Source organism: Acinetobacter sp. COS3 (assembly GCF_000475335.1).
GTDB lineage: Bacteria > Pseudomonadota > Gammaproteobacteria > Pseudomonadales > Moraxellaceae > Acinetobacter > Acinetobacter venetianus.
Window position 1 is genome coordinate 179960 of record NZ_AXCD01000034.1, and the last position, 23602, is coordinate 203561.

The following is a 23602-nucleotide window of genomic DNA, read 5'->3' on the forward strand; positions in this document are numbered from 1 at the left end:
TTCCCTTTCTTACTGGCTCACTTCTTATGAGCTGCGATCTGCTTTCTGAACTTTTTAGATGTTTTTATGTAGATTAGCATGCAACGCATCGCCGTTTGCGTCTTTTTGTTGCAAAGCTTCAAATTATTTAAACACTAAATTGCTCTTATTTTGTTCATAAAATATTACTTTTCAAGTTTCTCTTGCTCAGCCTGTTCGTGTAGAAAAATCTGTTGGTCACGCATGGCTTTATATTCTTCAAATTTCTGCTGTATCGATTGAACACGCGTTATAAGAGAATCATCATCAAAATATCTCGCCTCTCTTAAAGCGACCCATGCAGCCTGCATTTTTTCAAAATCATTACCTTTTTCTAGCTTCGGTTTCATCCAATCAAATAAAGCTTGCACACGCTGGTAATGTTCAAACTGATAAGCAAATAATCCGCTGGAGAGTGCAATTTCTGGTAACTGCCCAATCAAAAGCTTTTTCACCTGTTGTAACTGTAAGTTCTGTTGCTCAAGATAAATTTTAACAATGTCTCGATAAAACCATACCGCAAAATCGATCATCTGCTGGACAATTTCATCCCGACATTCATATAAATGATGTCGTTCAGGATGCTGTTTATTTAAACGACCGTCGCCAAGATAAGCACTTAGACCTTGCTCCAAGATCAATTGTAATTGTCCCAAATCCAGAGCTTGCTGTTCTATCGGCTCAATTTTAGAAAGTGATTGAATGAGATGTGCTGAATCAATAGGAGGCTGCAATGAGTTTAAAATATCTGGATCTTGCTGGATTGAAATCCACAGGAATTTAAGTAATTGTTCAGAGCTGTCAATTTCACTCGAGCTTAATAGTCGCTGCAATGCAGACCGCATCGCTTGAGATTGGCTAAGGCTTTCAAACACATTGTGATCATGTAATAGTTGAGGCGCACTCGCAATAAGTTCTTTGCTATAAGGAATATAGAAATCTCTCGCACCAAAAATTCCACCTAATGATTTCCCTAGCGAGTTTAACCCTCGACCAACATCGGATAATACATTGGTTTCAACAGCCCGCGTTTGCAGCAGTTGTTGTGGCAATAATGCGGTGATTGCACGATCTAATAATTTTTTATAGCTCTTCTGATCGATAGGCTTTTCATATTTGCACAATAAATCAAGCGCATATTCCACATCACTCACATGCGCTTTGTATTCACCTTGGCGACGATTAAGCAAACATTCGATATAGCCGTAAAAAGCGACTTCATTGGGCTGCGTAGACTGTCTCTGTGCCCATTCGTATTGTTGGATCGCTTGATCATATTGCTGAGCACCTGCATAGGCCTTGGCAAGAGCAATCGCATGTTGGGCGGTCGGATACTTTTGCAAAAAATAGTGCAGCAATTCAATTTTAGGTAGTTGATCTAGACACTGATCTAAATGACGCAAAAAAACATTAATTTGCTGTTGTGTGGGTTCTGGTGTGATGAAGTTCAATCTATACATTAAACACTGCTCATACCAAGCATGTTTCCGTGCATGAAACTCATAAGCTGGAATAAACTCATCTTCAATCAGTTGAATAAGCTGAGTGTTATAAAAAATATCTTCCTCAGTTTCATGTTGGAACTTCCACTGTTTTGGCAGGGTCATTTTGAATAGTCTTAAAATAAAATTCGCACTCAAGTCAGGACTATCCATACTCACCAACATCAATTTATCTTGCGTTGATAAATGCTCTTTCCCCTTTTCAATCCGAGACAAACGCAATTTTAAAATTTTAGTGCTTAACATGCGTTTCCTTTCACACCATTCAAAAAATCCTAAAATCAAATTAGCATGACTCGTAACAGCATAGCGACTAGCTTTAGACGAGCTGTATAAATGCTTTTTTGATTCAAAATCCAGAGATGGGCTTACAGATTAAAGTTCAAAATAAGTAAATTTATGTATTTGAATAACTCATAATTTTAGCTTTTGCATAATTTTCGCTAAAATAGCCAAAACACAATAGGAAACCTTTATGCAATACCGTTGCCCTAAATGTCAAAGCGTCAAAATAATGCCTGTCAGTCAGGGTACAAATAGCCCTCGTCCCAACGTTCCAAAAAGCTTGGTTCTTTTAGTGCCTGCGATTTTTATTCTATTGATCTTGGTTGTGATCAGTATCGGGATGTGGATTTTCGGTAATGGTGCAGGTCAGACACTGCAAATTTCGACTGTGGTCGTCTTTGCTGTCTGTGTGATTGCAGGTGTTCTTTTCTGGCGTGATTTACCTGATTTCAAAATCTCAATGCAAGCTTTTATGCAAGCACAAAAGCATTGGAAATGCCGTGACTGCAATCATGAGTGGCAAAACTAATACGACATTTCACTTTCGATCTGCTCACATCAACTTAATGCTGATGTGAGTGTTCTGGCTCAGCAATGTCATCATGTTGATGGCTATGCTGACAATTCATTTCTGCATCATCTTCAATCTGCAAGGTCACCTCAGCAATGCCATGCTCATGTGATAGCATTTCTGTCGCTGCACGATGTAACTGATTACGATCAGCATTCGGTGCGAAAAGATGGACGGTTAAATGAATATTTTTCGATGTAATTGCCCAAACTTTTAATTGGTGAATGCTTTCGACACCATCCAACGAGAGTAAATCACTTCTCAGTTTTTCAATATCAACTTCTTCGGGTACACCTTCCAATAAAATATTAATACTCTGTCTGAGTAATATCCACGTTCTCGGCAATACCCAGAAACCAATGGCAACCGCAATAATCGTATCGACCCAATACCAGTTGGTATAATAAATCACGATCGCACCAATGATCACACCGACAGAACCAAGCGCATCGCTCAGTACTTCCAAATAAGCGCCTTTCATATTTAGGCTTTCTGCAGCGCTCGACATTAAAATCTTCATCGAGATTAGATTAACCACCAACCCTAACGATGCCACAATCAACATACCAACACTTTGAATCTCTGGTGGTTGCGTAAAACGCTGATACGCTTCGTAGAGAATGTAAATCGCGACAAAAAACAACATCGCCGCATTAAATAATGCTGCCAAAATTTCAAAACGCTGATAACCAAATGTACGTTTATCATCGGCTGGGCGTTTTGCAACTTTAATCGCAACTAAGGCAATCGCTAATGCGGCAGCATCGGTAAACATATGTGCTGCATCAGAAAGTAATGCCAAACTTTGCGTGATTAAACCTGCAACCACCTCAACAATTAAAAAAGTTGAGGTCAAAACTAAAGCGATTGTCAGCTTTTTGGCGTTGCCTTCGGTGACTACTGCATGACTATGATCATGCCCTTGATGTCCACTCATGTTGGACTCCTTATAATTGTGCAAGAAAGTGTATTTCTTTTCTTGCTTACACTGCCTCTAATTGAGAATTAAATCAAATGCTATATGTACAGCTACCCTTTGCTTTCAGCGATCCATTTCCACGCTATAAAGTCGAGGGTAGAATTCTTGCTTAGACTAGGTCAGCTCTGACCTAGTCTAAGACTCTATTTAAAACAAAGCTGAATTGATCAATAACGCTATCAGCAGCATCCTTGCCGCCTAGCTAGCGCGTACAAATGCTAAGCTTCAATATGATGACGATCTAACTTAGTTTTAGCTTCATTCATCCAACGATATACGACAGGTAAGATCAATAAAGTCAGCAATGTAGAGGAAATGATTCCTCCAATCACCACAGTTGCTAACGGACGCTGCACTTCTGCACCCGTACCTGTTGCGATCGCCATTGGAATAAATCCCAAAGAAGCCACGAATGCAGTCATTAAAACTGGACGTAACCGTAGAATCGCTCCCTGCCATGTTGCAACATGCAGATCAAATTGCTCTCGAAGTTCTTTAATAAAGCTCAGCATCACCAAACCATTCAGCACAGCAACACCTGAAAGTGCAATAAACCCAACACCCGCCGACATTGATAATGGAATGTCACGCAACCATAACGCAACTAAACCACCAGATAACGCAAATGGCACACCACTAAAGACCAATAAACTCTCTTTAAAGTTATGAAATACCGCCATCAATAAAATAAAAATCGTGATCAAAGCCAGTGGAATCACAATCTGCATACGTGCTGCCGCAGAAGCTAAGTTTTCAAACTGACCGCCATACTCCAACCAATAACCTGCTGGTAAAGGCTGTTGCTTCAATGTGGCTTGTAACTCTTGAACAAATGATCCTAGATCACGCCCTTCAACATTGGTCGTTACAATGACGCGGCGTTTACCATTTTCACGACCGACTTGATTCATACCTGAAATGGTTTCAACTTTGGCAACATCTTGCAGCTGAATTAAACCACCATTTGGTAATTGAATCGGCAGTTGAGCTAAGTTTTGTGCGGTGCGCTGATCATCTGGCAAACGAATTTCAAAATCAAAACGACGATCGCCCTGTAAAATCTGCCCTACATTCTGACCACCGACACTTGCTGCGACCACATCTTGAATGCCTTTAACCGATAAGCCATATTGCGCCGCTAAAGCATGATTAATATCGACATTCAAAACAGGTAAACCACTGGTTTGTTCAACTTTTACCGCAGTTGCACCTGAGATTTTTTGAACCTTCTGTGCAATAGCCTGCGCCTGCGTATTGAGCACATTCATATCATCACCAAAGATTTTGATTCCGACATCACTTCGTACACCTGAAATCAATTCATTAAAACGAAGTTCAATTGGTTGTGAAAATTCACTGTTATTGCCAGGAATCGTCTCCAAAAATGCCTGCATTCGTGTCCGTAATTCATCAATAGTTTCTTTCGGATTTGACCATTCGCCACGCGGCTTAAGTAAGATCACAGCATCAGAAATGTTCGGCGGCATCACATCGGTTGCTACCTCAGCCGTCCCTGTTCTGGCAAAGATAGCCTTCACCTCAGGGAAATTCTTGAGAATTAACTTTTCCGTATTCTCCTGCATACGCAAGGACTGCTCTAAGCCCGTACTTGGTGAACGCATTTGTTGCAAAGCAAAATCGCCTTCACTCAGTTGAGGTGCAAATTCACTACCAATTTGCGTGGTTAACACCCCTGTAAGCACTAAAATACTCGCCGCCAAAGTCACCACCACCATTCTAAATTGATAAGCCCAATCCAAAATGCGTTGATATTTTGTTTTTAATGCCTGCATCCAACGCGATTCTTTTTCCTTCACTTCACCTGTGATAAATAAAGCCACAGCAGCGGGAACAAAGGTCACAGATAAAATCATTGCGCCAAGCAATGCCATCACAACGGTTGCTGCCATTGGGTGGAACATTTTTGCCTCTACACCAGAGAGAGCAAAAATTGGCAAATAGACGACCATGATAATCGCTTGCCCGAAAATCAATGGACGACGAGCTTGTTTCGCTGAAAGAAAAACTTCTTTAAATCGTTCCTGACGTGTCAGTAACCGCCCTGCATGATGTTGTGCTTCAGCCAAGCGTCGAATACAGTTTTCTACAATAACGACTGCCCCATCCACAATAATCCCGAAATCTAGCGCCCCTAAACTCATTAAGTTGGCACTAATATTTTGTTCGGTCATTCCTGTCAGGGTAAATAACATGGAAAGTGGAATCACACAGGCAGTAATTAAAGCTGCACGAAAATTCCCAAGAAAAACAAACAGAATGACGATAACAAGAATCGCACCTTCAACAAGGTTCTTCTGAACGGTTTTAATCGCTTTATTGACTAGATCGGTACGATCATAAACCGTTTCAATCTCAACGCCTTTCGGCAAAGTCGGCTGAATCTCCTGAATTTTTGCATCGACTGCCTGAGCAACGCTACGGCTATTTTCACCGAGCATCATCATGGCAATCCCCAACACGGTTTCCTCACCATTGTAAGTTGCAGCGCCTGTCCTTAAATCATGTCCAATTGCGACTGTGGCTATATCTGAGACACGAATCGGCAAACCATTTTTAACGCTCACAGTCACATTTTGAATATCTTCAACTGTACTCAGCATGCCCGGCACACGTACCGTTAACTGTTGCCCATTTTCTTCGATAAAACCTGCACCGCGATTTTCATTGTTTTCCTGTAAAGCCGTTTGGAACTCAGCAAGGGAAATTTGAAGCTGTTGTAAGCGTTTTAAATCAGGAGAAACAATATAGGTTTTATTGTAGCCACCAATACTATTGATCTCTGCCACGCCTTTTACACGTTGCAATTGAGGACGCACAATCCAATCTTGGATTTCTCGTAAATCCATTGCTGTATAAGGCGTACCATCTTCTTTTTTAGCGTCAGGTTTGGCTTTAATCACCCATTGATAAATCTCACCAAGCCCCGTTGAAATCGGTGACATGAGTGGATCAACCGAATCTGGCAATTGTCCATCAGCCTCTTGCAAGCGCTGATTGATCATTTGTCTCGCCCAATAGATGTCCGTACCGTCTTTGAAAATAATCGTGACTTGTGACAAACCATAACGTGAAATCGAACGGGTTTGTTCCAGATTTGGAATCCCTGCCATCGCCGTTTCAATTGGATAAGTAATTCGTTGTTCGACTTCTAAAGCGGTGTAGCCATTCGCCTGTGTGTTAATTTGGACTTGGGTATTGGTAATGTCTGGAACTGCATCAATAGGGAGTTTTTGATAACTCCAAACACCGACAGCAATCCAAGTCATAACAAACAGCATGACCCAGATCGCATTGCTAATCGCGAACTGAATAATGCGATCAAACAGCCCTTCTGGCTTTGGAAGTTGAGAGGAGTTAGTGCCCATGTTCAGCCTCTCCTTTCTCAAGTTCAGATTTCAGCAAGAAGCTTCCTTCTGCGACATAAGACTGCCCAGAAGTTAAACCTTGCTTGATTTCAACCCATTGTGCATCTTGGGTACGCTGCCCAATTTGTACAGGTACAGCTTCAAAATCAAAATCTTTTTGCTGATTTGCTTTGGCAACAAAAACGACATCTTTGCCTTCAACTTGTTGGATTGCAGTTGCACTTACACGAATGACGGACTGTTTAGATGTCGCTTGTAATTCAACATTGACCATTAAGTTTGGTCGAAGTTCAGCTGCATTCGACAACACTTTGGCACGTACTTGTAAACGACCTGTTTGTGCATCAGCTTCTGTTGTTAAACTTTGAACTTGTGCATTAAATGTATTCCCTGTTTGCAGAGATTTAAAACGAATTTGTTGATTCGGCTGTACCCCAATATTTGCCATCGTTGGTAGAACAAATTCCAACCAAAGTTGATCGAGTTGATCAATGGTAAATAACTGATCTGCAAGCTGAACATTTTCACCAATCACGATGTCTTTATTACTGATCACCCCATTAATTGGTGCGGTTAAGGTATAGCGCCCACTTGAACCCGAACCAGCACCAAATGCAGATAAACGAGATCTAGCAGCTTGGACTTGAATCTGTGCTTGTCGATAGGCATTGTAAGCACGTTGATAATCCTGTTTTGCTGAAATACCTTGAGACCAAAGACTCCGCTCGCGATCATAATCTTGCTTCGCCAACTCTAAATTGGTTTGCGCAATTTGTAGATTCGCCTGTTGGTCTACCAAGTCTGGTACCAGTAAATTTGCCAAAGCCTGACCACGTTTCACCTGTTGCCCCAGTTCCACATAAACAGACTCAACACGACCTGCCAAGCTCGGTGATACATGCGCTTGACGGTCTGTATTCACCACGAGCTTTGCTGGAAAAGTTTGGCTCTCATTCACTTCACCGACTGAGACTTTTGCCAATTTGACATTTTGCTGCTGCATTTGCTCCGAAGTCAGTGCAAGTTTTTCTTCTTCAGCATGATCATCTCCTTCTTCAGCACCAACTTTTTCATTTTCCTGATGTGCATGAGCCTGTTCACCTTGCTCAGCATCACCCGTCGTTTTTGCTTTGTTATTCCAAAGCAGCAATGATGCTAATACACCCGTGACCACCACAATCATCGCAACCCAAACCCACTGAGAACGCTTTTTTAATCTGATACTCATTTCGTTATTCTCCTAGTTGGTTTGGAAATGCATTGCTTTGTTGCCATACACGTTGATTGAGTTGCATCAACGCATCTTTAGCTGTGATCTGTTCTACAGGAAGCCCCATACGTGCACTTTGTACTTCTACACTGAGTTGCCATGCTTGTTTCAATAATTGAACCTTACGCAGGCGAACATCTTGCAGTTGAACTGTTGCCTGCTGTACGTCTGTCACAGCAAACTTACCCAAGCGAAAACCTTGCAAGGTTTTTTGCTGCACTTGAGTTGCTAATGGAATTTGTTGGTTATTCAGCTGTTGAAATTGTGCTTGTAAACCTTTTAACTCAGCGAGACGAATCTCGATATCCATCTGATTTTGCTGACGGTAGAAACGTTGCTGCTGTTGAATGAGCGTTTGTTTTGCCTCAGCAATTTGAATTCCATATTTCTGTTTATTAAAAATATTTAAGGGAATTTCCACACCTAAACGCAGCTGGTTTTCAGTATTTTGATCAACTGAACGTGTGCGATTAACCCCAAGCGTCATTGTCGGCTGAGGACGTGATTTTGCCTTAAGTTGTTCAATACTGGCTTGTTGTCGCTGAGCCTCAAGCTGTAAACTTCGTTCAAATAGATTTTCAATTTGTTCTTGATCGACTTTCACCTGTGTTGCACGAGACCATAGTTCATTGACACTGGGTGAAATGCGGAACTGATTTGAATCACTTCCCCAAAAGCTAGCCAACTGCTGTTGAGCCACTTGCAGTTGTAAATCAGCTTGTTGATAAATACGCTGATTTTCCAAATGGGCAATTCGAACTCGCTCTACATCGACCTGTGCAATACTTCCTGCTTGATAGCGCTTTTCAGTTGCGTCTAGGTTTTGCTGACTGACTTGTAACTGCTCGGCTATTAGAGATTTTTCTAGTTGCCATAGCGCAACTTGTGACCATGCATATTGCACAATCAATGCCAATTCCGCGTTATAACGCTGCTGCTCTAAATCAACTTGATTTGCAGATAACTTCGCCACTTTCTGCGCAGCTTTACGCTGCCCAAACAAGTCAAGTGGCTGAGAAATCCCGATTGCCAACTCCTGATCCTGATTGCTTTGCAATCCTGTTTGTTCAATCGAAATACTTGGATTTGCCCATAACCCACTCTGTTTGAGTTGGGCACTCGCCATATTTTGCTGAGTCTGCCAGCTAGATTGATTGGCTTGGTAAGTGCGAATCTGCTCTAAAATCTGTTCAAAACTAGAACGATCTTGGATCTCTCTCACTGTGGGCTGATTAGCCGTCAATAGAGACTCAGCAGAAACGGATTGCCCAAACACTGCCGTGGTTAAAGCAATTGATAACACCGACCATTTTATCGATAAAAAATGGGAGGATTTTTTTAGCGCACGATTCTGAGATAAATTGGTACGCTGATTTAAACGTAAAGACATATAAAGCCCCGCAAATAAAATGAAATTGCGGTGGGCTATTTTTCGGCTACCCCACCTATAGCGGGGTCAGTACAGGCGGTGGATTCAGTTCAAATAAATGAGGAGACTGGTAAGAGTTAGACCAGTAATATTTTTGTTCTAATTCATGTGTTGTTAAAATAGGGGCATCAAGCTGTTGCTGAGCCTCAGTCACCACCACATGGAAACATGAAGGTAAATGATCATGATGATCTTGCAAGCTTAATGGCATAGGTAAATCAGCATCTTGGTCATTAACCAAAGTAGATTGTGTATCAACATGCTGATTTTCAGGAATATGATGACCAAAATGAGTTAATACCGAAGTTTTTGCATTGATATTTTCATGGCCGCAATACGCCGCTGCCACATTCCACAAACTTTGGAATATGAACAAACTGAGTAAGACGGTAATAAAAATACTAAAACGGCGCAAAAATTTCTCTTTAGACAAAAATTGCTCAGGTGGCACTATAGCAACTAAACTTGATGTAATAAAATTACATTGTTCGACTAAGCAATAAAAAATAATATGACTTCATAGCGCAAGGCTTATTCAGTCAGCGTACAGAATATAGGTACATCATCGGATGGAAACCAGCAACAGAAGTTACTGGTTTCCAAACCTACTAGCCATCATTAACACTTATGCTGAGCAGTCGTATGATGACTCTTTTTCTCCACTTGAGCCTTTGTTTCTTTCTGAGCATTAAGATTTTTTTCTAAGAAAATCAAACCACCATCGGCCTTTGCGACAGTCGCGGAAAGAAGTAAAACAACCAACAATACTTTTGCATTTAATTGACTAAACATAATCTTCACCTTATCTAAAAGAAGCTCTGTTCAATGAAAATTTTGGGTTAAGTACCCAAATAAAATGAACAAAGCGACATATATTTATGAATTCAGTCCTACTTTAAAAATAAAAAAATCATTTTCTAGAGCAGACTCAAAACACCAAACTGTTATTCCTTAAAACAAACTAAATACAGATGGAATAACACCAAATAATCTCAGCTCTTCAAACAGCTGAACGAAAGCCGCGATCCAGAGAAACCAGACCACTTGTACTAAGAAAACACGAAAATGTTTGGGCGAGACTTGATAATATTCAGGCTCTTTATAATTCTTGAGACTGGGAATAAAACGCGGTATTTGATTGCAATAATCTAAATATTCGCTCCCATATTTTTTACTCAAAAATTTTTCTTCTTGGCGTATCACATAATGGTAATAGCAGAAGAAATACAGAGAAAATATCACTGGGAAGAAGAAAGTCTCCGTTAGAAACATGATGCCGAGACCACCTAAATAACTAAATAGATAAAGTGGATTTCGACAGAGTGAATACGGCCCTTGGGTGACTAATCGGCTATTCTTATAGCCAGAAATGTAAATACTGCACCAGATTCTTCCCATTATCCCCAAACCAACAAAGAGCCACCCAAAGAACCATAGAATGTGTTCTACAAATGGAGCTTGGAAATGCCATTCACTAAAGCTCATCGCGACAATAACAGCCAAAGCCAAACCGATGATTCTGGAACTCATTGTTCTTACGCGAGGCGCAAATAAAATATTCATTTTATTTACCCTCAATCGGGACAGGATCGAAATCTAGATCAGCGCTAATCTGCCGATGCCATTTTTTAAATATGGCAATAGGCACATAAACATCACGCATTTTTAAGAAATTTTTATGCATGGAATAACCCTTTGAAATAAATTTATTTCTGGTGGGTTATTTTTCAGCTACCCCACCTATAGCAGGGTTAAAACAGGCGGTGGGTTTAATCCCGTTAAATATGGAGACTGATAAAAATTAGACCAGTCATATTGTTGTTTTAATTCATGCTCATACAAAATCGGTTGATTCAACTTCTGCTCTGCTGCCAAAACAACGACATGAAAACAAGAAGGCAAATGATCGTGATGATCTTGTGAACTCAGTAAAGTTGTATCATCAGCGAAATTTTGTTTAAGATCCGATTGCTCTTGTGTCTCTTGTAATGAGTGATGTCCGAAATGATTCACCGGCGCTATCAGTTGCTTGCTTGTATTTTCATGACCGCAATAAGCAGCTGCCACGTTCCAAATACTTTGGAACATGAACAAACTCAATAAGACTGTCATCAATACAGCAGAACGTCGCAACAGAACACCATAACCGTAAATTGCTTAACAGCACTATAGCAGGCAAGATTAATGTAATAAAATTACACTCACTAATAAGTTTGTTTTAATAAAGTTAATCATTTGTTAAATTAAATTCTTTTTAAATGATGACTCTGGTTTAAGCGTGTTATTTAAGTCATAACTTTTTAAAAGAGTAAAAAGACTTTTCGAGAAAGCCTTTTTACTGAGCTAGATAGTTATTGCTGTTTTTGCAAATCATAAGTAAAACGAATCACAACATCATCGACAACTTTATTAAATGCTTCATTAATCGTCATCGGTTGTACATTTTCAACTGGCGCTTTTTTATTTCCAACAGTCGATAAAATCATATGTGGATAGCGCTGAGAAGTTTCTTTGCCCTGAGCATCAATATATTTAAATTTAAATTCATATTTATCAGTGACGGCATTCCCTACCGCACCAAAAGTTAAACCTGTTAATGCACCTTTGCCCGCTGCTTCACCTAAATCGGCTACGTTATTTGCAGTGACATGCAATTTTGCTTGGTTCGCAGCATTCGACTGTGCTGATGGCGAGAATACACCTGTAGCCCTTAAACTACGATCAACGATTGATTGTAGCTCTTTACCAGCTTTTGGAATCACAACACCATTTCTTTGAAATTCAGTCACCACCGTGACTGGAATTGGCTGGCTTGGTCTTTCAATATTTGAATAACCAATCGTTTTATAAGCTGGATCAACATATGATTTTACTGAGAGACACCCTGTAAGTTGCGTAGCAACAGCCACACTTACCACAATTGAGAAAAGTTTAATTTTTTTCATGATTTTCCAAAAGGTATATTTACCATTTAATAGATTGAGCGCTGATATTAATCTTTATAAATTAAAAATATAAGTATAAACCCACGGCCTTTAAATAATTTTCTTTCATAGCTCTAATCACTATTATTATTGATCACTTTTAAAATCGTTAAATAGGATACAAATAAAAAAACCAGCCCTTAGGCTGGTTTTAAAGTTACAGAAAATTAACCTGTAATCTTTTTATATTTAGAGCGTTTTTGTGTTGCATCTTCGCCTAAACGAGACTGACGATAAGCTTCGTATTCTGCATAGTTACCTGTGTAGAATTCTGGCTGTTCGTTCTCAAACGACAAGATGTGCGTTGCAATACGGTCAAGGAACCAACGGTCATGCGACACCACCATCACTGTACCTGGGAATACAAGAATTGCATCCTCAAGCGCACGTAAAGTTTCGATATCCAAGTCGTTCGATGGCTCATCCAGTAAGATTACGTTTGCGCCCATCTGTAAGATTTTCGCAAGTTGTAAACGGTTACGTTCACCACCAGACAATTCACCGACGCGTTTTTGCTGATCTTGGCCTTTGAAGTTAAAACGACCGATGTAAGCACGTGACGCGATTTCGTAATCACCAATTTTTAGGATATCTAAACCGCCAGAAACTTCTTCCCAAACCGTTTTGTTATTATCCAAGGTGTCACGAATCTGACCCACGTAAGCCACTTTAACTGACTCACCTAAAGTCACAGTACCTGTATCAGGTTGCTGCTCGCCCGTCATCATACGGAATAAAGTGGTTTTACCCGCACCGTTTGGACCTACGATACCGACAATCGCTGTAGGAGGTACAGTGAAAGTTAGGTTTTCATAAAGTAAGCGACCATCAAATGATTTACTGATACCTTCCACTTCCACAACTTTGTTACCCAAACGTGGGCCAGGTGGAATGTAGATTTCAGACGTTTCATTACGCTGTTGGAATTCTTTAGAGTTAAGCTCTTCAAAACGTTCCATACGCGCTTTGTTTTTCTTTTGCTGACCTTTGGCATTTGAACGAACCCATTCAAGTTCTTTTTTCAATGCTTTAGCAAAAGATTCTTCTTGTTTCTGTTCTTGCTCTAAACGCGCATTCTTTTGTTCTAACCAAGAAGAATAGTTACCTTGGTAAGGAATACCATGTCCACGGTCAAGTTCAAGAATCCACTCAGCAACGTTATCCAAGAAATAACGGTCATGCGTAATCGCAACAATCGTACCTGGGAAGTCTTTCAAGAAACGCTCTAACCAAGATACTGATTCAGCATCTAAATGGTTCGTCGGTTCGTCGAGAAGCAACATATCTGGCTTAGAAAGTAATAAACGGCATAATGCAACACGACGACGCTCACCACCTGAAAGTAATGATACATCAGCATCCCAAGCAGGAAGGTTCAATGCATCAGCAGCAATTTCAAGTTGGTTATTGAGGTTGTGTGCATCCCATGCATGGATGATTGATTCTAATTTTTCTTGCTCTTTCGCAAGCGCATCAAAATCAGCATCTGGTTCAGCATATTCAGCAAAAACCTGATCAAGACGTTCTAAAGCATCAAGTGCTTCACGTACGCCATCTTCAACGTTACCACGAACGTCTTTGGTTGGATCTAAAGGCGGTTCTTGTTCTAGATAGCCGATTTTGATCCCTGGTTGTGCACGAGCTTCACCTGAGAAATCTTTATCTACGCCAGCCATAATACGGAGTAGGGTTGACTTACCTGCACCGTTTAAACCAAGTACACCAATTTTTGCACCTGGGAAAAATGATAAAGAGATGTCTTTCAGGATTTCGCGCTTTGGCGGAACCATTTTAGACACTCGGTTCATCGTATAAATATATTGGGCCACGCAGGACTCCTCAATTGAAAAACCAATACATCGCTAATCAGAATAAGCGAAAAATAATCGGACGTATTATACGCTGAAAAGCCCTTTAACTTGAAGTTAAGTTGAGATTTGTTTGTTTGCTTTAAAAGGATTTTCTTTTTCAAGACATTACACGATCAGCTCAATCACAGTAGGTCTCTGGATAAATGCAATTTTATTGAGATTGATATGAATAAAACTGCTAAAAATCACATCATTTATGCACCATTTTGGATAGCTTTTAAGCTACACTCGCTTATTATTTAACTCACGTAGATGATGTAATTATGACCTATAAAGATGAAACTTTAGCCATTCATGCGGGATATTCACCAGAGGCGACTACAAAAGCTGTCGCTGTACCAATTTATCAAACCACATCTTATGCCTTTGATAATACACAACATGGTGCGGATTTATTTGATCTAAAAGTACAAGGCAATATCTATACACGGATTATGAATCCAACCACTGCGGTCCTTGAACAACGTATCGCAGCACTGGAAGGTGGGATTGGTGCATTGGCTTTAGCATCAGGTATGGCTGCCATCACTTATGCAATTCAAACGATTGCCGAAGCTGGCGACAACATTGCATCAGTTTCCACGCTATATGGCGGTACCTATAATTTATTTGCGCACACTTTGCCAAAGCAAGGCGTTGAAGTTCGTTTTTTTGATTATCAAAACCCTGAAGCGTTACGCTCAATTATTGATGAAAAAACCAAATTGGTGTTTGTTGAATCGATTGGTAATCCGCTCGGCAACATCATCGACCTAGAAGCGATCGCTCAGATTGCACATGAATATGGCGTTCCTGTGATTGTAGATAATACGGTTGCAACACCTGCTCTGCTCAAGCCGTTTGAGTTTGGTGCAGATATCGTAATTCACTCACTCACCAAATATATCGGTGGTCATGGCAATAGCATTGGCGGCATCATTGTCGATAGTGGTAAATTCCCTTGGGGTAAATATCCAGAACGCTTACAGCCTTAAATACACCTGATCCAAGTTATCACGGCGTGAACTATGTTGAAGTATTGGGTGAAGCTGCGTTTATCGCGCGTGCGCGTGTCGTTCCTTTACGCAATACAGGGGCTGCAATTAGCCCACTCAGTGTATTCCTCATTTTACAGGGATTGGAAACACTGAATCTACGCATGGAACGCCATACTGAAAATGCCATCAAAGTTGCAGAATATTTAAAACAACATCCAAAAGTAAAATGGGTAAATTATGCAGGATTAAAAGACCATCCACAGCATAATCTGGCTCAAAAATATGTGAAAGGGAAACCTTCTGCCATCCTTTCTTTCGGTGTACAGGATGGCCGCGAAGGTGGCACACGCTTTATTGATGCATTACAGCTATTTACACGTTTAGTAAATATTGGTGATGCAAAAAGCTTGGCATGTCATCCAGCAACAACAACACATCGTCAATTGAACGAAGAAGAGCTCAAATCAGCTGGTGTCAGTGAAGACCTCGTGCGCTTGTCTATTGGGATTGAGCATGTTGATGACCTGATTGCTGACCTCGAACAAGCCCTTGCTCAAGTTTAATTTTAATGAAATCAATAAGCCTCCTGAGTGAGGCTTATTTTTTGTTCAAATCTCAAAAAATATTATTGCTTTTTCAACTATTACAACACTTTGTTTTAGAGTTTTTACTCTAAAAAAATTATTATTTTTCAAATATTTACACTGGACAAACAAAAAATATCGGTTAATATACATACAAAATAAAGTGCAATGTTTAATCGCAATAAGAAGACATTGCAAACAACAGCTTGATTAATGTAGGTAACTTACATGAACGGAAAACTCAAAAAACTTTTTCAGCAAAAAGTCGACGGTAAAACAATCATTGTCACAGGTGCATCAAGTGGCATTGGTCTAACGGTTTCAAAGTATCTTGCTCAAGCTGGCGCACATGTCTTACTACTTGCTCGTACCAAGGAAAAATTAGACGAAGTTAAAGCTGAGATCGAAGCAGAAGGCGGTAAAGCATCTGTTTTCCCATGTGATCTAAATGACATGGATTCGATTGATGCGGTTTCTAAAGAGATTCTTGCAGCAGTAGATCATATTGATATTTTGGTCAACAATGCAGGTCGCTCTATTCGTCGTGCGGTGCATGAATCGATTGATCGTTTCCATGATTTTGAACGTACCATGCAGTTGAACTACTTCGGTGCAGTTCGTTTAGTTCTCAATGTATTACCGCACATGATGCAACGCAAAGACGGTCAAATCATTAACATCAGTTCGATTGGTGTATTGGCAAATGCAACACGCTTCTCGGCTTATGTCGCATCGAAAGCTGCGCTTGATGCATTTAGCCGTTGCTTATCGGCAGAAGTTCATTCGCACAAAATTGCAATTACTTCGATTTATATGCCTTTAGTGCGCACACCAATGATCGCACCAACTAAGATCTATAAATATGTACCAACGCTTTCTCCAGAAGAAGCGGCTGATTTGATTGCTTATGCAATCGTAAAACGTCCGAAGAAAATCGCGACAAACCTTGGTCGTCTTGCATCGATTACGTACGCGGTTGCACCTGACATTAACAACATTTTAATGTCGATTGGTTTTAACTTGTTCCCTAGCTCAACAGCTTCAATCGGTAAACAAGAAAAACTTAATCTTGTGCAACGTGCTTATGCCCGTTTGTTCCCAGGCGAACACTGGTAATCTTGAATGACATAAAAAACCTCCCTTAATGGGAGGTTTTTTTATTATTTAATTACAGAAACTTGGTTGGTATTGATATACAAACTGGGTTTTGGTGGCTGTTGAGCTCGGTGCGTTATATTGCGTTAAACCCTTTAAAGCACTAAAGCTTAAAGCTGCTCGTGCCACGACTTTTTTGGTGTAATCCGCATTTGCATCTGCGTACTTAAATGACACCTCAACCACAGCAGGCTTCAATCCTGTATAAGGCATCTGGGTATACCACAAGCTCATTTCCAAATCGGCATCAAACTCACCTAAATCAATGGTTGCACCATCATATTTACGTTCATAAATAGTTAAACCACCAACCTGTTGTAAACTTTGACTATTACTAAAAGTGTAATTGTTTTTAAAGCCCGTAAATAAAGTATTAATGTCTTCAAAATCATTAATCGTTCTTGACGTTGGAACTGTCGTAGACTTGCTTGCAACCACAAGAAAACTCAAATTATCCTTACGGGTAATATCATCTTCAAGCTTGGTTTTCGCACCTGATACGCTACTGCTCATATCTTCAAAATCAGTAATGTAGTGATCATAACCACGATATTTCAAAGTGACTTCTTTCGCGCCATTTTCGATACGCTCTCTAAAGCTATAGCCCATATTATTCAATGGGCAGCTTCCTTGAGTATCATAAAAACGGACTTCACGTTGCGTATCGAGACTCATATTCCCTGTGACATTACGGCTTATTTTATTTTCGATGGCTGTTTTCGCCTGACTAAAATAGCTATTTACATTACTTGCTTCATTACCATAACTAAAATTGTTGGGATCTAATAATAGTTTGTACTCGCGAGAAGTCACTTTAGGTGAAGCGTAGCTAAGCGATGGCAACACAACAATAGTGAGTAAAGTCATCAAGGTCAGTTTATTTATTTTCATCTTGGTTCTTCTTAAAAAAGTGAATTAAAAAAGCCCAAAAGTTTTGCTTTTGGGCTTCAAGTATTGTTATGGATTGAACAGATTCAGTTTATCAACGACGTATAAGGTTGGCGTATCGACACGCATACGCGCATTATCTAGATATTTTTGCTCTAAACCGTTGCCATTTCTCCAAAGTCCCATGTCATCATCATTCAGCACACCAAGATGCTGATGATCAATCAACCATAAGCCTTCCATTTTGTCATGTGCATAACTCACTCGTTTGCCCATATCCAATACCAAGGTTTTGCTGACAGGTTGAATATTTAAGGCTTGTAAACCTTCCCACCCTTGCGCCAAAACATACTGTTCTAGTGTTTTGCCTGCGATGGTCAAACCTAACTTTGGATCTTGCTGTAAGTCACCTTGAGCCGCGACATTTTCTAGATTGGTGGCATCCTTCAGATCAATACGATATACATGTTTCATGATATTCGGATCGTCTTTGAGGAAGTTACCATCACGTTCAAGAACTAAAAATTCATGATCATTAATTGCAACGATCGCTGAATTTGAGTTTGCTGCAATTTCTTGGCGATAAAGATATTGAGCAACCTTACCCGTCTCTAGGTTGATCGTCACAATACGGGTCAGCGTTGATTTATTGACTGCCTTGGTTGGCAGATTCATGGTGGATTGCATAATCCCAACCAATGTTTTTTGGTCAGGTGTAATCGTTAGACCTTCCATTCCACGATTGGCACGGCGATAACTAAACTCTTGCGGCAAGGTAAGCGTATTACGGGCATCGTTCGCAAAAGGATTGATACGGCCAATCTCTTTCCCGTTAGCATCATAATGAACAATATGAGGCCCATATTCATCACTAACCCAGAATGTGCCATCTTTCAATGCAGCCAAACCTTCACTATCAAGACCATAGTCATCCAGCTTGATCGGATTCGTCACAGGATCATAAGGCTTACTTGAATCAACGGTAATTACATGACCATTGATGTCGTAAGGAGTTTCACCAGTGCCACCGAGAGCAGCAGTATTCGGTAAGCCCGTGATATTTTTCCCATTACGATCTTTCAATAAAATCGTTTTGATCAGTTTAACTGAACCATCATCTTGCGCCTCAAACAAACCAATTTTAGGGACATAATCTGGAAGCGGGAAAATCTTACCCGCACCATGAACACCATCATCATAGTCAGCATTTGGGCCACGATCGGTAATCGCATAAAACTGTTTTTTATTCGTGGGATGTGCCGCAACGTCAGAACCAAAGCCACCTTGACGAAGGGAAAATGGGCTATCAATGGTTGTGCCATTTGGCTGAAAGCTCGCTAAAATTTCATAAGGTAATGCAATGCCTTGTACAAATAAGTTGGCACCACACTGTACCGAACTTTGCTCGATTTCATTGGCATCCAATTGACCATTTTTGTTTTTATCCAGACCACTTTCAATACGTGTTCCAGCGCTCCAGCAATCATCATTACCCAACGCTAAAGGCGTTTGTTGAATCAAGCTGTTTAATCCATTTTGACCATTATCCCCATCAGAACATGCAGTCAATACAACCATCGAAGCCAATAAAGCCAAAGTGAGCGGTGTTTTTTTCATTGTTTACAAACATCATTGCCAAAGAGCCTTCATGCTAAGAAGCAAAAATGACAATCCCATGAACAAAAGATCACCAATCTATGACAACCGACGATGTGAATAAGTTTAAACTTATCCACAGCTTGCCGCTTTTATCGTCAGGTTATGGTTGTTGATAAACCCAAAGACTGGTTTTTTCCAAAGCTTTTCTTAAGTCCGTTTCTTGAATATCCCACTTTTGGATGAGTTGCATTAGCTGTGAAGTATTCAGCGGTTCTGTTCGGATAAAGTCCAACATTTCTGCGGACATTTCTAATTTTTGCGCCAACCATTTCCATCTTAAAATCATTCGCAGTACAGACAATGGTACATATTGCGTCGGTGCTTTTTGTTTCACTTGTGCGGCGATAATATTCAACATTTCAGCAAGAACAAATCGCTGTTGATTTGCAACCAAGAGTTCACGCTGTATTAAGCTTGGCTCAGTAGCGGCATGACTGATCACTCGCACAAGATAGTCGACGGTCACAAGTGGTAAATAGTGTTGTGGTGTCGCAGGAATGGCACTCATTTTTTTACGTTTTAATAAATCGACCATATGCGCCATCGGTTGGTTTGCAGGTATTTCACCTGTACTTGCATCTCCAACAACCGTTGCTGGATGAATAATCGTCCAATCTAAATTCAACCGCTTAGCTTGTGATATCCATGCATAATGTGCCTCTATTTTCGAAGCCTCATAAGCGCCTTGACGGGCATAAATCTGCTGCCAGTTACTTTGCTCAGGTGATGCTGAATCAATTCCGATCTGCTGCAAATGTTGCTCTAAAGTCAGCATAAATCCTGAAACATGAACAACACGTCGTAACGGACAATGTTGCTGCATACAACGCAGTAAATTTACAGCACCTTCAACATTCACAGCACGGGCTTGTTGCATACTGAGATTCCATGCAAATAAAGCACTTCCATTGTAAAGCGTATTGACGGTACCCAATTTCAGCCAATCGGACGTCGATATTGCAAGGTCTGGTTGGGTAATATCACCTTGAATGTATGTGAGTTTTTCTAAAGAAACTTTTCGTTGAATGAGCCATGTCTCTAGCTCTGCTTGTTGTTTAGCTTTTTGACGTAATAATGCAAAAACCTGATGTCCTTGCTGCAATAACTCAGCAATTAAAAAGCGCCCAATAAAACCTGTAGCACCTGCAACAAACGCAATTTGTGTCTGCTGCTTATTTAAATCTTTATTTTCCATTGTGAATGACTCATTTTATTCAATGTAGGAATAGGCTAAAGGATGGAGTACACTCAATGGTCAAGATGTTTTTTAAGCAAATAATAAAAAAGGTGATGAAATGTTGATTGGTGAACTTGTAAAACAAACTAACCTCAGTCGAGATACCATTCGCTTTTATGAAAAAATGCAGTTGATTCATTCAATCACCCGCAATAATGGTTATAAAGATTATCCAGAACAAACACTTCAGCAAGTCCAGTTAATTCGTACAGCAAAAAACCTTGGTTTCTCACTCCATGAAATTAAGCAAATCTTAGCAATGACGGCGCAACAAGAAATTCCTGCAGATCAAGTACACAACATCTTCCAAGAGAAACTCGATGTGATTGACGAAAAAATTGCTCAACTTAATCAAATTAAACTGATGCTGAGCCGATTTACTCAAGGAGAGCCTTGTCCGTTACGACAGGATTGTCCTATTCCTGAATTAAATTAACTATTTTTCATAAAATTAACTTTTCCATATTGACCCTACTGCCCAGCCTCATGTTTTTTAAATAATTATTCAAAAATGTCCTGATTATCATCATATAAAAATACAGTCATAAAAAGCATACAAAATAGTGTCATTTTCATGCTTTTTTAGCTGTATATAACACTCTGCAAAGATTCAGTTATCGAATCTTGCTTAGTCGAGAAAGGAACATACATATATGAGTCAGACATATAGCAAGGAAGAAAGAACGAGTCGCATCAAAGGCATTGTGGGTGCGGCATCAGGGAATTTAGTGGAATGGTTCGATTTTTATATTTATGCCGTTTTTGCTGCCTATTTTACTCACGCACTGACTGCTCCAGATATGGAGCCAACCACCAAAGCGATTTATGTGTGGGGTGTATTCGCCGCTAGCTTTTTTATGCGTCCGATAGGAAGTTGGTTATTTGGACGAATTGCCGACCGTCATGGTCGCAAAAAGTCTATGGTGATCTCTATTTGCTTGATGGCACTCAGTTCATTTCTATTTGCGGCATTACCAACTTATGATCAAGTCGGCATGCTTGCGCCATTCTTATTGCTCATGGTTCGTTTGTTACAAGGTCTATCCGTAGGTGGTGAATATGGTGCCGTCGCAACTTACATGAGTGAACTCGGTTTGAAAGGGCAACGTGGTTTTTTTGCCTCGTTCCAATACGTAACACTGTCAGGTGGTCAGCTACTTGCCAGCTTGCTAGGCGTTATTTTGCTGGGTTTTATGACGGAACAGCAACTGAATGATGGTGGCTGGCGTATTCCATTCGTGATCGGGGGGATTGCAGCACTCTTGTCTTTAGCTGCTCGAAGCCGCTTAGAAGAGACCTTATCGCATGAAGATGCTGAACGTGAAGAATCAGGTAGTTTGGTCGCGCTATTAAAGCAACACTGGAAGACTTTCCTCTTGGTGGTTGGTTATACCTCAGCAGGTTCACTGACTTTTTACGTAGTGACGGTCTACTCTAAAACTTATCTCACCAATATCGGGATTGAAGGTAAAACCGTTGGCTTTATCATGACTGCGGCATTATTCGTATTTATGATTGCTCAACCATTCTTTGGTATGTTGTCAGATCGAATTGGTCGTCGTGCATCGATGTTGTCATTTAGCTTATTGAGCGCAATCTTTATCTATCCTGTCATGGTCATTGGTATGCGCAGTTTTGTTGATTCGCCAGTGATTATTGCCTTGTTACTGATCTTCTTAATGATGCTGCTAAGTTTCTACACGTCTATCAGTGGCTTGGTCAAAGCCGAGATGTTCCCGCCTCATGTCAGAGCCTTGGGCGTCGGATTCTCTTATGCAGTCGGTAATGCCTTGTTTGGCGGTTCAGCACCTTCCGTTGCCTTGTTATTTAAAGATGCAGGAATTGAAAATACCTTCTTCGTTTATGTGATTATCATGCTCATCATCTGTTTCTTCTGTAGTTTAGCGCTACCGAAAAAACCTGCTTATTTAGAACATGATCACTAAATAAATTCTGCCCTCATCCAAACCACTTTTGCTCGACAAAGGTGGTTTTTTTATTGTCCTGCTTTTTCCAGATATGGATTGAGATTGACTAAATGCTTAAAGCCACTCTGAACGACCATTGCTGTACGAGACTGAGGACGTGTAAATGCTTCATGCTGGATAAATTCGATCATGTGTTGATTAAAGTCTAAACGTGGATATTGTTGAAATAACTGTTGTCTAAACTGGGGCGAAAATTCAAAACCTCGGCTTCCAATCACATCACAACTTGCTGCTTGTTGGAGTAAATGTGCTTCAACGCCATCATCAACAGCCACATAAGGATTCATGTGCATACTAATCGCATCAAACAACTGATCAATACGCGGTATCTGCCAACCTTGCTCAATGGACCAATCCTTAGCAGCATAAGCGCCCTGCCCAGCAAAACAACGACAAGTTTCATGATGTTGATAATGTTGTTCGGTCATCCCTAAATCATGTAATAAACAAGACACCGCCAACAACTCATGATCATGTTTTAAATCATGCATCTTGGCAAAGGCTACTGCGTAGTGCCATGTGCGCAAACAGTGATTTTGTAAGGCGATTGAGCTACAAGATTGCATTTTTTCAATCGCGTGTTTTACATCATTGCTATCAGGCAAAAGTAGATCGTCTAAGCTCAACCCCAACCGAGCATTTGACTGAGTTCGACCTGCTAAGGCATACATTTTTATGCTCTGTTTAAGGACTGGAAATAAGCTATGACTCAATAGCTGCATCCGATCTTTTAAGGATAAGTCACCTAAAGTCTGTACCATCCATGCTTGCCTGCCAATGTGCATTTTTATCCCCCATAAAATTAGAGCAATTACTCTA

The 23602-nt window shown here is 40.3% G+C and carries 19 protein-coding genes and 1 pseudogene; 5 read left to right on the forward strand and 15 right to left on the reverse strand.

Annotated features, from left to right (window positions below; genetic code table 11):
* Positions 1 to 164: 164 nt before the first annotated feature.
* Complete coding sequence (locus IO68_RS29160) at positions 165 to 1766, reverse strand: hypothetical protein (RefSeq protein ID WP_023013856.1); 1602 nt, start codon at positions 1764 to 1766, stop codon at positions 165 to 167.
* A gap of 229 nt (positions 1767 to 1995) precedes the next feature.
* Here IO68_RS29160 and IO68_RS29165 point away from each other — a divergent pair, with 229 nt between their 5' ends.
* Positions 1996 to 2334: a membrane protein gene (locus tag IO68_RS29165; protein ID WP_007480757.1), complete on the forward strand. Its 339-nt coding sequence runs from the start codon at positions 1996 to 1998 to the stop codon at positions 2332 to 2334.
* Positions 2335 to 2368: 34 nt separating this feature from the next.
* Here IO68_RS29165 and IO68_RS29170 read toward each other — a convergent pair whose 3' ends face one another.
* The 10 genes from IO68_RS29170 to ettA form a co-directional block, all read right to left on the reverse strand.
* Positions 2369 to 3313 (reverse strand): cation diffusion facilitator family transporter, encoded by a 945-nt coding sequence (locus IO68_RS29170; protein ID WP_023013857.1) that lies wholly within the window; start codon positions 3311 to 3313, stop codon positions 2369 to 2371.
* A 260-nt stretch (positions 3314 to 3573) separates the two neighbouring features.
* The gene (locus IO68_RS29175; RefSeq protein ID WP_023013858.1) at positions 3574 to 6741 is read right to left on the reverse strand and encodes an efflux RND transporter permease subunit; all 3168 of its coding nucleotides are present in this window, start codon (positions 6739 to 6741) and stop codon (positions 3574 to 3576) included.
* Entirely contained in the window at positions 6731 to 7969 is a 1239-nt protein-coding gene (locus IO68_RS29180; protein WP_023013859.1) for an efflux RND transporter periplasmic adaptor subunit, read from the reverse strand. The genes IO68_RS29175 and IO68_RS29180 overlap by 11 nt, the downstream gene beginning before the upstream one ends.
* A gap of 4 nt (positions 7970 to 7973) precedes the next feature.
* Positions 7974 to 9401: a TolC family protein gene (locus IO68_RS29185; RefSeq protein ID WP_023013860.1), complete on the reverse strand. Its 1428-nt coding sequence runs from the start codon at positions 9399 to 9401 to the stop codon at positions 7974 to 7976.
* Positions 9402 to 9456: 55 nt separating this feature from the next.
* A complete protein-coding gene (locus IO68_RS29190) occupies positions 9457 to 9855 on the reverse strand; it encodes a cation efflux protein, CzcI-like (RefSeq protein WP_031234859.1) in 399 nt (132 codons plus the stop codon).
* Between the two features lie 203 nt (positions 9856 to 10058).
* Entirely contained in the window at positions 10059 to 10232 is a 174-nt protein-coding gene (locus tag IO68_RS34020) for a hypothetical protein (RefSeq protein WP_004877880.1), read from the reverse strand.
* A gap of 159 nt (positions 10233 to 10391) precedes the next feature.
* Positions 10392 to 11003 carry a methyltransferase family protein gene (locus IO68_RS29195; RefSeq protein ID WP_023013862.1) on the reverse strand — a complete coding sequence of 204 codons (612 nt, stop codon included), beginning with the start codon at positions 11001 to 11003 and terminating at the stop codon, positions 10392 to 10394.
* Between the two features lie 177 nt (positions 11004 to 11180).
* On the reverse strand, positions 11181 to 11573 hold the full coding sequence (locus tag IO68_RS29200) for a cation efflux protein, CzcI-like (protein ID WP_413540715.1): 393 nt from the start codon (positions 11571 to 11573) through the stop codon (positions 11181 to 11183).
* A 218-nt stretch (positions 11574 to 11791) separates the two neighbouring features.
* Positions 11792 to 12385 carry a hypothetical protein gene (locus tag IO68_RS29205; protein ID WP_023013864.1) on the reverse strand — a complete coding sequence of 198 codons (594 nt, stop codon included), beginning with the start codon at positions 12383 to 12385 and terminating at the stop codon, positions 11792 to 11794.
* A gap of 206 nt (positions 12386 to 12591) precedes the next feature.
* Complete coding sequence (gene ettA, locus IO68_RS29210; protein ID WP_007480773.1) at positions 12592 to 14253, reverse strand: energy-dependent translational throttle protein EttA; 1662 nt, start codon at positions 14251 to 14253, stop codon at positions 12592 to 12594.
* Between the two features lie 305 nt (positions 14254 to 14558).
* Here ettA and IO68_RS29215 point away from each other — a divergent pair.
* Together IO68_RS29215 and IO68_RS29220 are read left to right on the forward strand one after the other, a co-directional pair.
* Positions 14559 to 15835 (forward strand): annotated as a pseudogene (locus IO68_RS29215) (O-acetylhomoserine aminocarboxypropyltransferase/cysteine synthase family protein).
* A gap of 249 nt (positions 15836 to 16084) precedes the next feature.
* Positions 16085 to 16972, forward strand: a complete 888-nt coding sequence (locus IO68_RS29220; RefSeq protein ID WP_004877895.1) for an SDR family NAD(P)-dependent oxidoreductase — start codon at positions 16085 to 16087, stop codon at positions 16970 to 16972.
* A 48-nt stretch (positions 16973 to 17020) separates the two neighbouring features.
* Here the strand turns inward: IO68_RS29220 and IO68_RS29225 are convergent, their stop codons facing one another.
* The 3 genes from IO68_RS29225 to IO68_RS29235 form a co-directional block, all read right to left on the reverse strand.
* Positions 17021 to 17902: a hypothetical protein gene (locus tag IO68_RS29225; RefSeq protein WP_023013865.1), complete on the reverse strand. Its 882-nt coding sequence runs from the start codon at positions 17900 to 17902 to the stop codon at positions 17021 to 17023.
* A 66-nt stretch (positions 17903 to 17968) separates the two neighbouring features.
* Positions 17969 to 19516 carry an esterase-like activity of phytase family protein gene (locus tag IO68_RS29230; protein ID WP_023013866.1) on the reverse strand — a complete coding sequence of 516 codons (1548 nt, stop codon included), beginning with the start codon at positions 19514 to 19516 and terminating at the stop codon, positions 17969 to 17971.
* Positions 19517 to 19658: 142 nt separating this feature from the next.
* Positions 19659 to 20753 carry an SDR family oxidoreductase gene (locus IO68_RS29235; RefSeq protein ID WP_023013867.1) on the reverse strand — a complete coding sequence of 365 codons (1095 nt, stop codon included), beginning with the start codon at positions 20751 to 20753 and terminating at the stop codon, positions 19659 to 19661.
* Between the two features lie 100 nt (positions 20754 to 20853).
* Between IO68_RS29235 and IO68_RS29240 the strand changes: the two genes are divergently transcribed.
* Both IO68_RS29240 and IO68_RS29245 read left to right on the forward strand, forming a co-directional pair.
* Positions 20854 to 21231, forward strand: a complete 378-nt coding sequence (locus IO68_RS29240) for a MerR family DNA-binding protein (RefSeq protein ID WP_023013868.1) — start codon at positions 20854 to 20856, stop codon at positions 21229 to 21231.
* Between the two features lie 217 nt (positions 21232 to 21448).
* Positions 21449 to 22741 (forward strand): MFS transporter, encoded by a 1293-nt coding sequence (locus IO68_RS29245; protein ID WP_004877905.1) that lies wholly within the window; start codon positions 21449 to 21451, stop codon positions 22739 to 22741.
* A 50-nt stretch (positions 22742 to 22791) separates the two neighbouring features.
* On the opposite strand, the gene IO68_RS29250 is transcribed toward IO68_RS29245, so the two are convergent.
* The gene (locus IO68_RS29250; RefSeq protein ID WP_023013869.1) at positions 22792 to 23568 is read right to left on the reverse strand and encodes an HD domain-containing protein; all 777 of its coding nucleotides are present in this window, start codon (positions 23566 to 23568) and stop codon (positions 22792 to 22794) included.
* Positions 23569 to 23602: the final 34 nt, after the last annotated feature.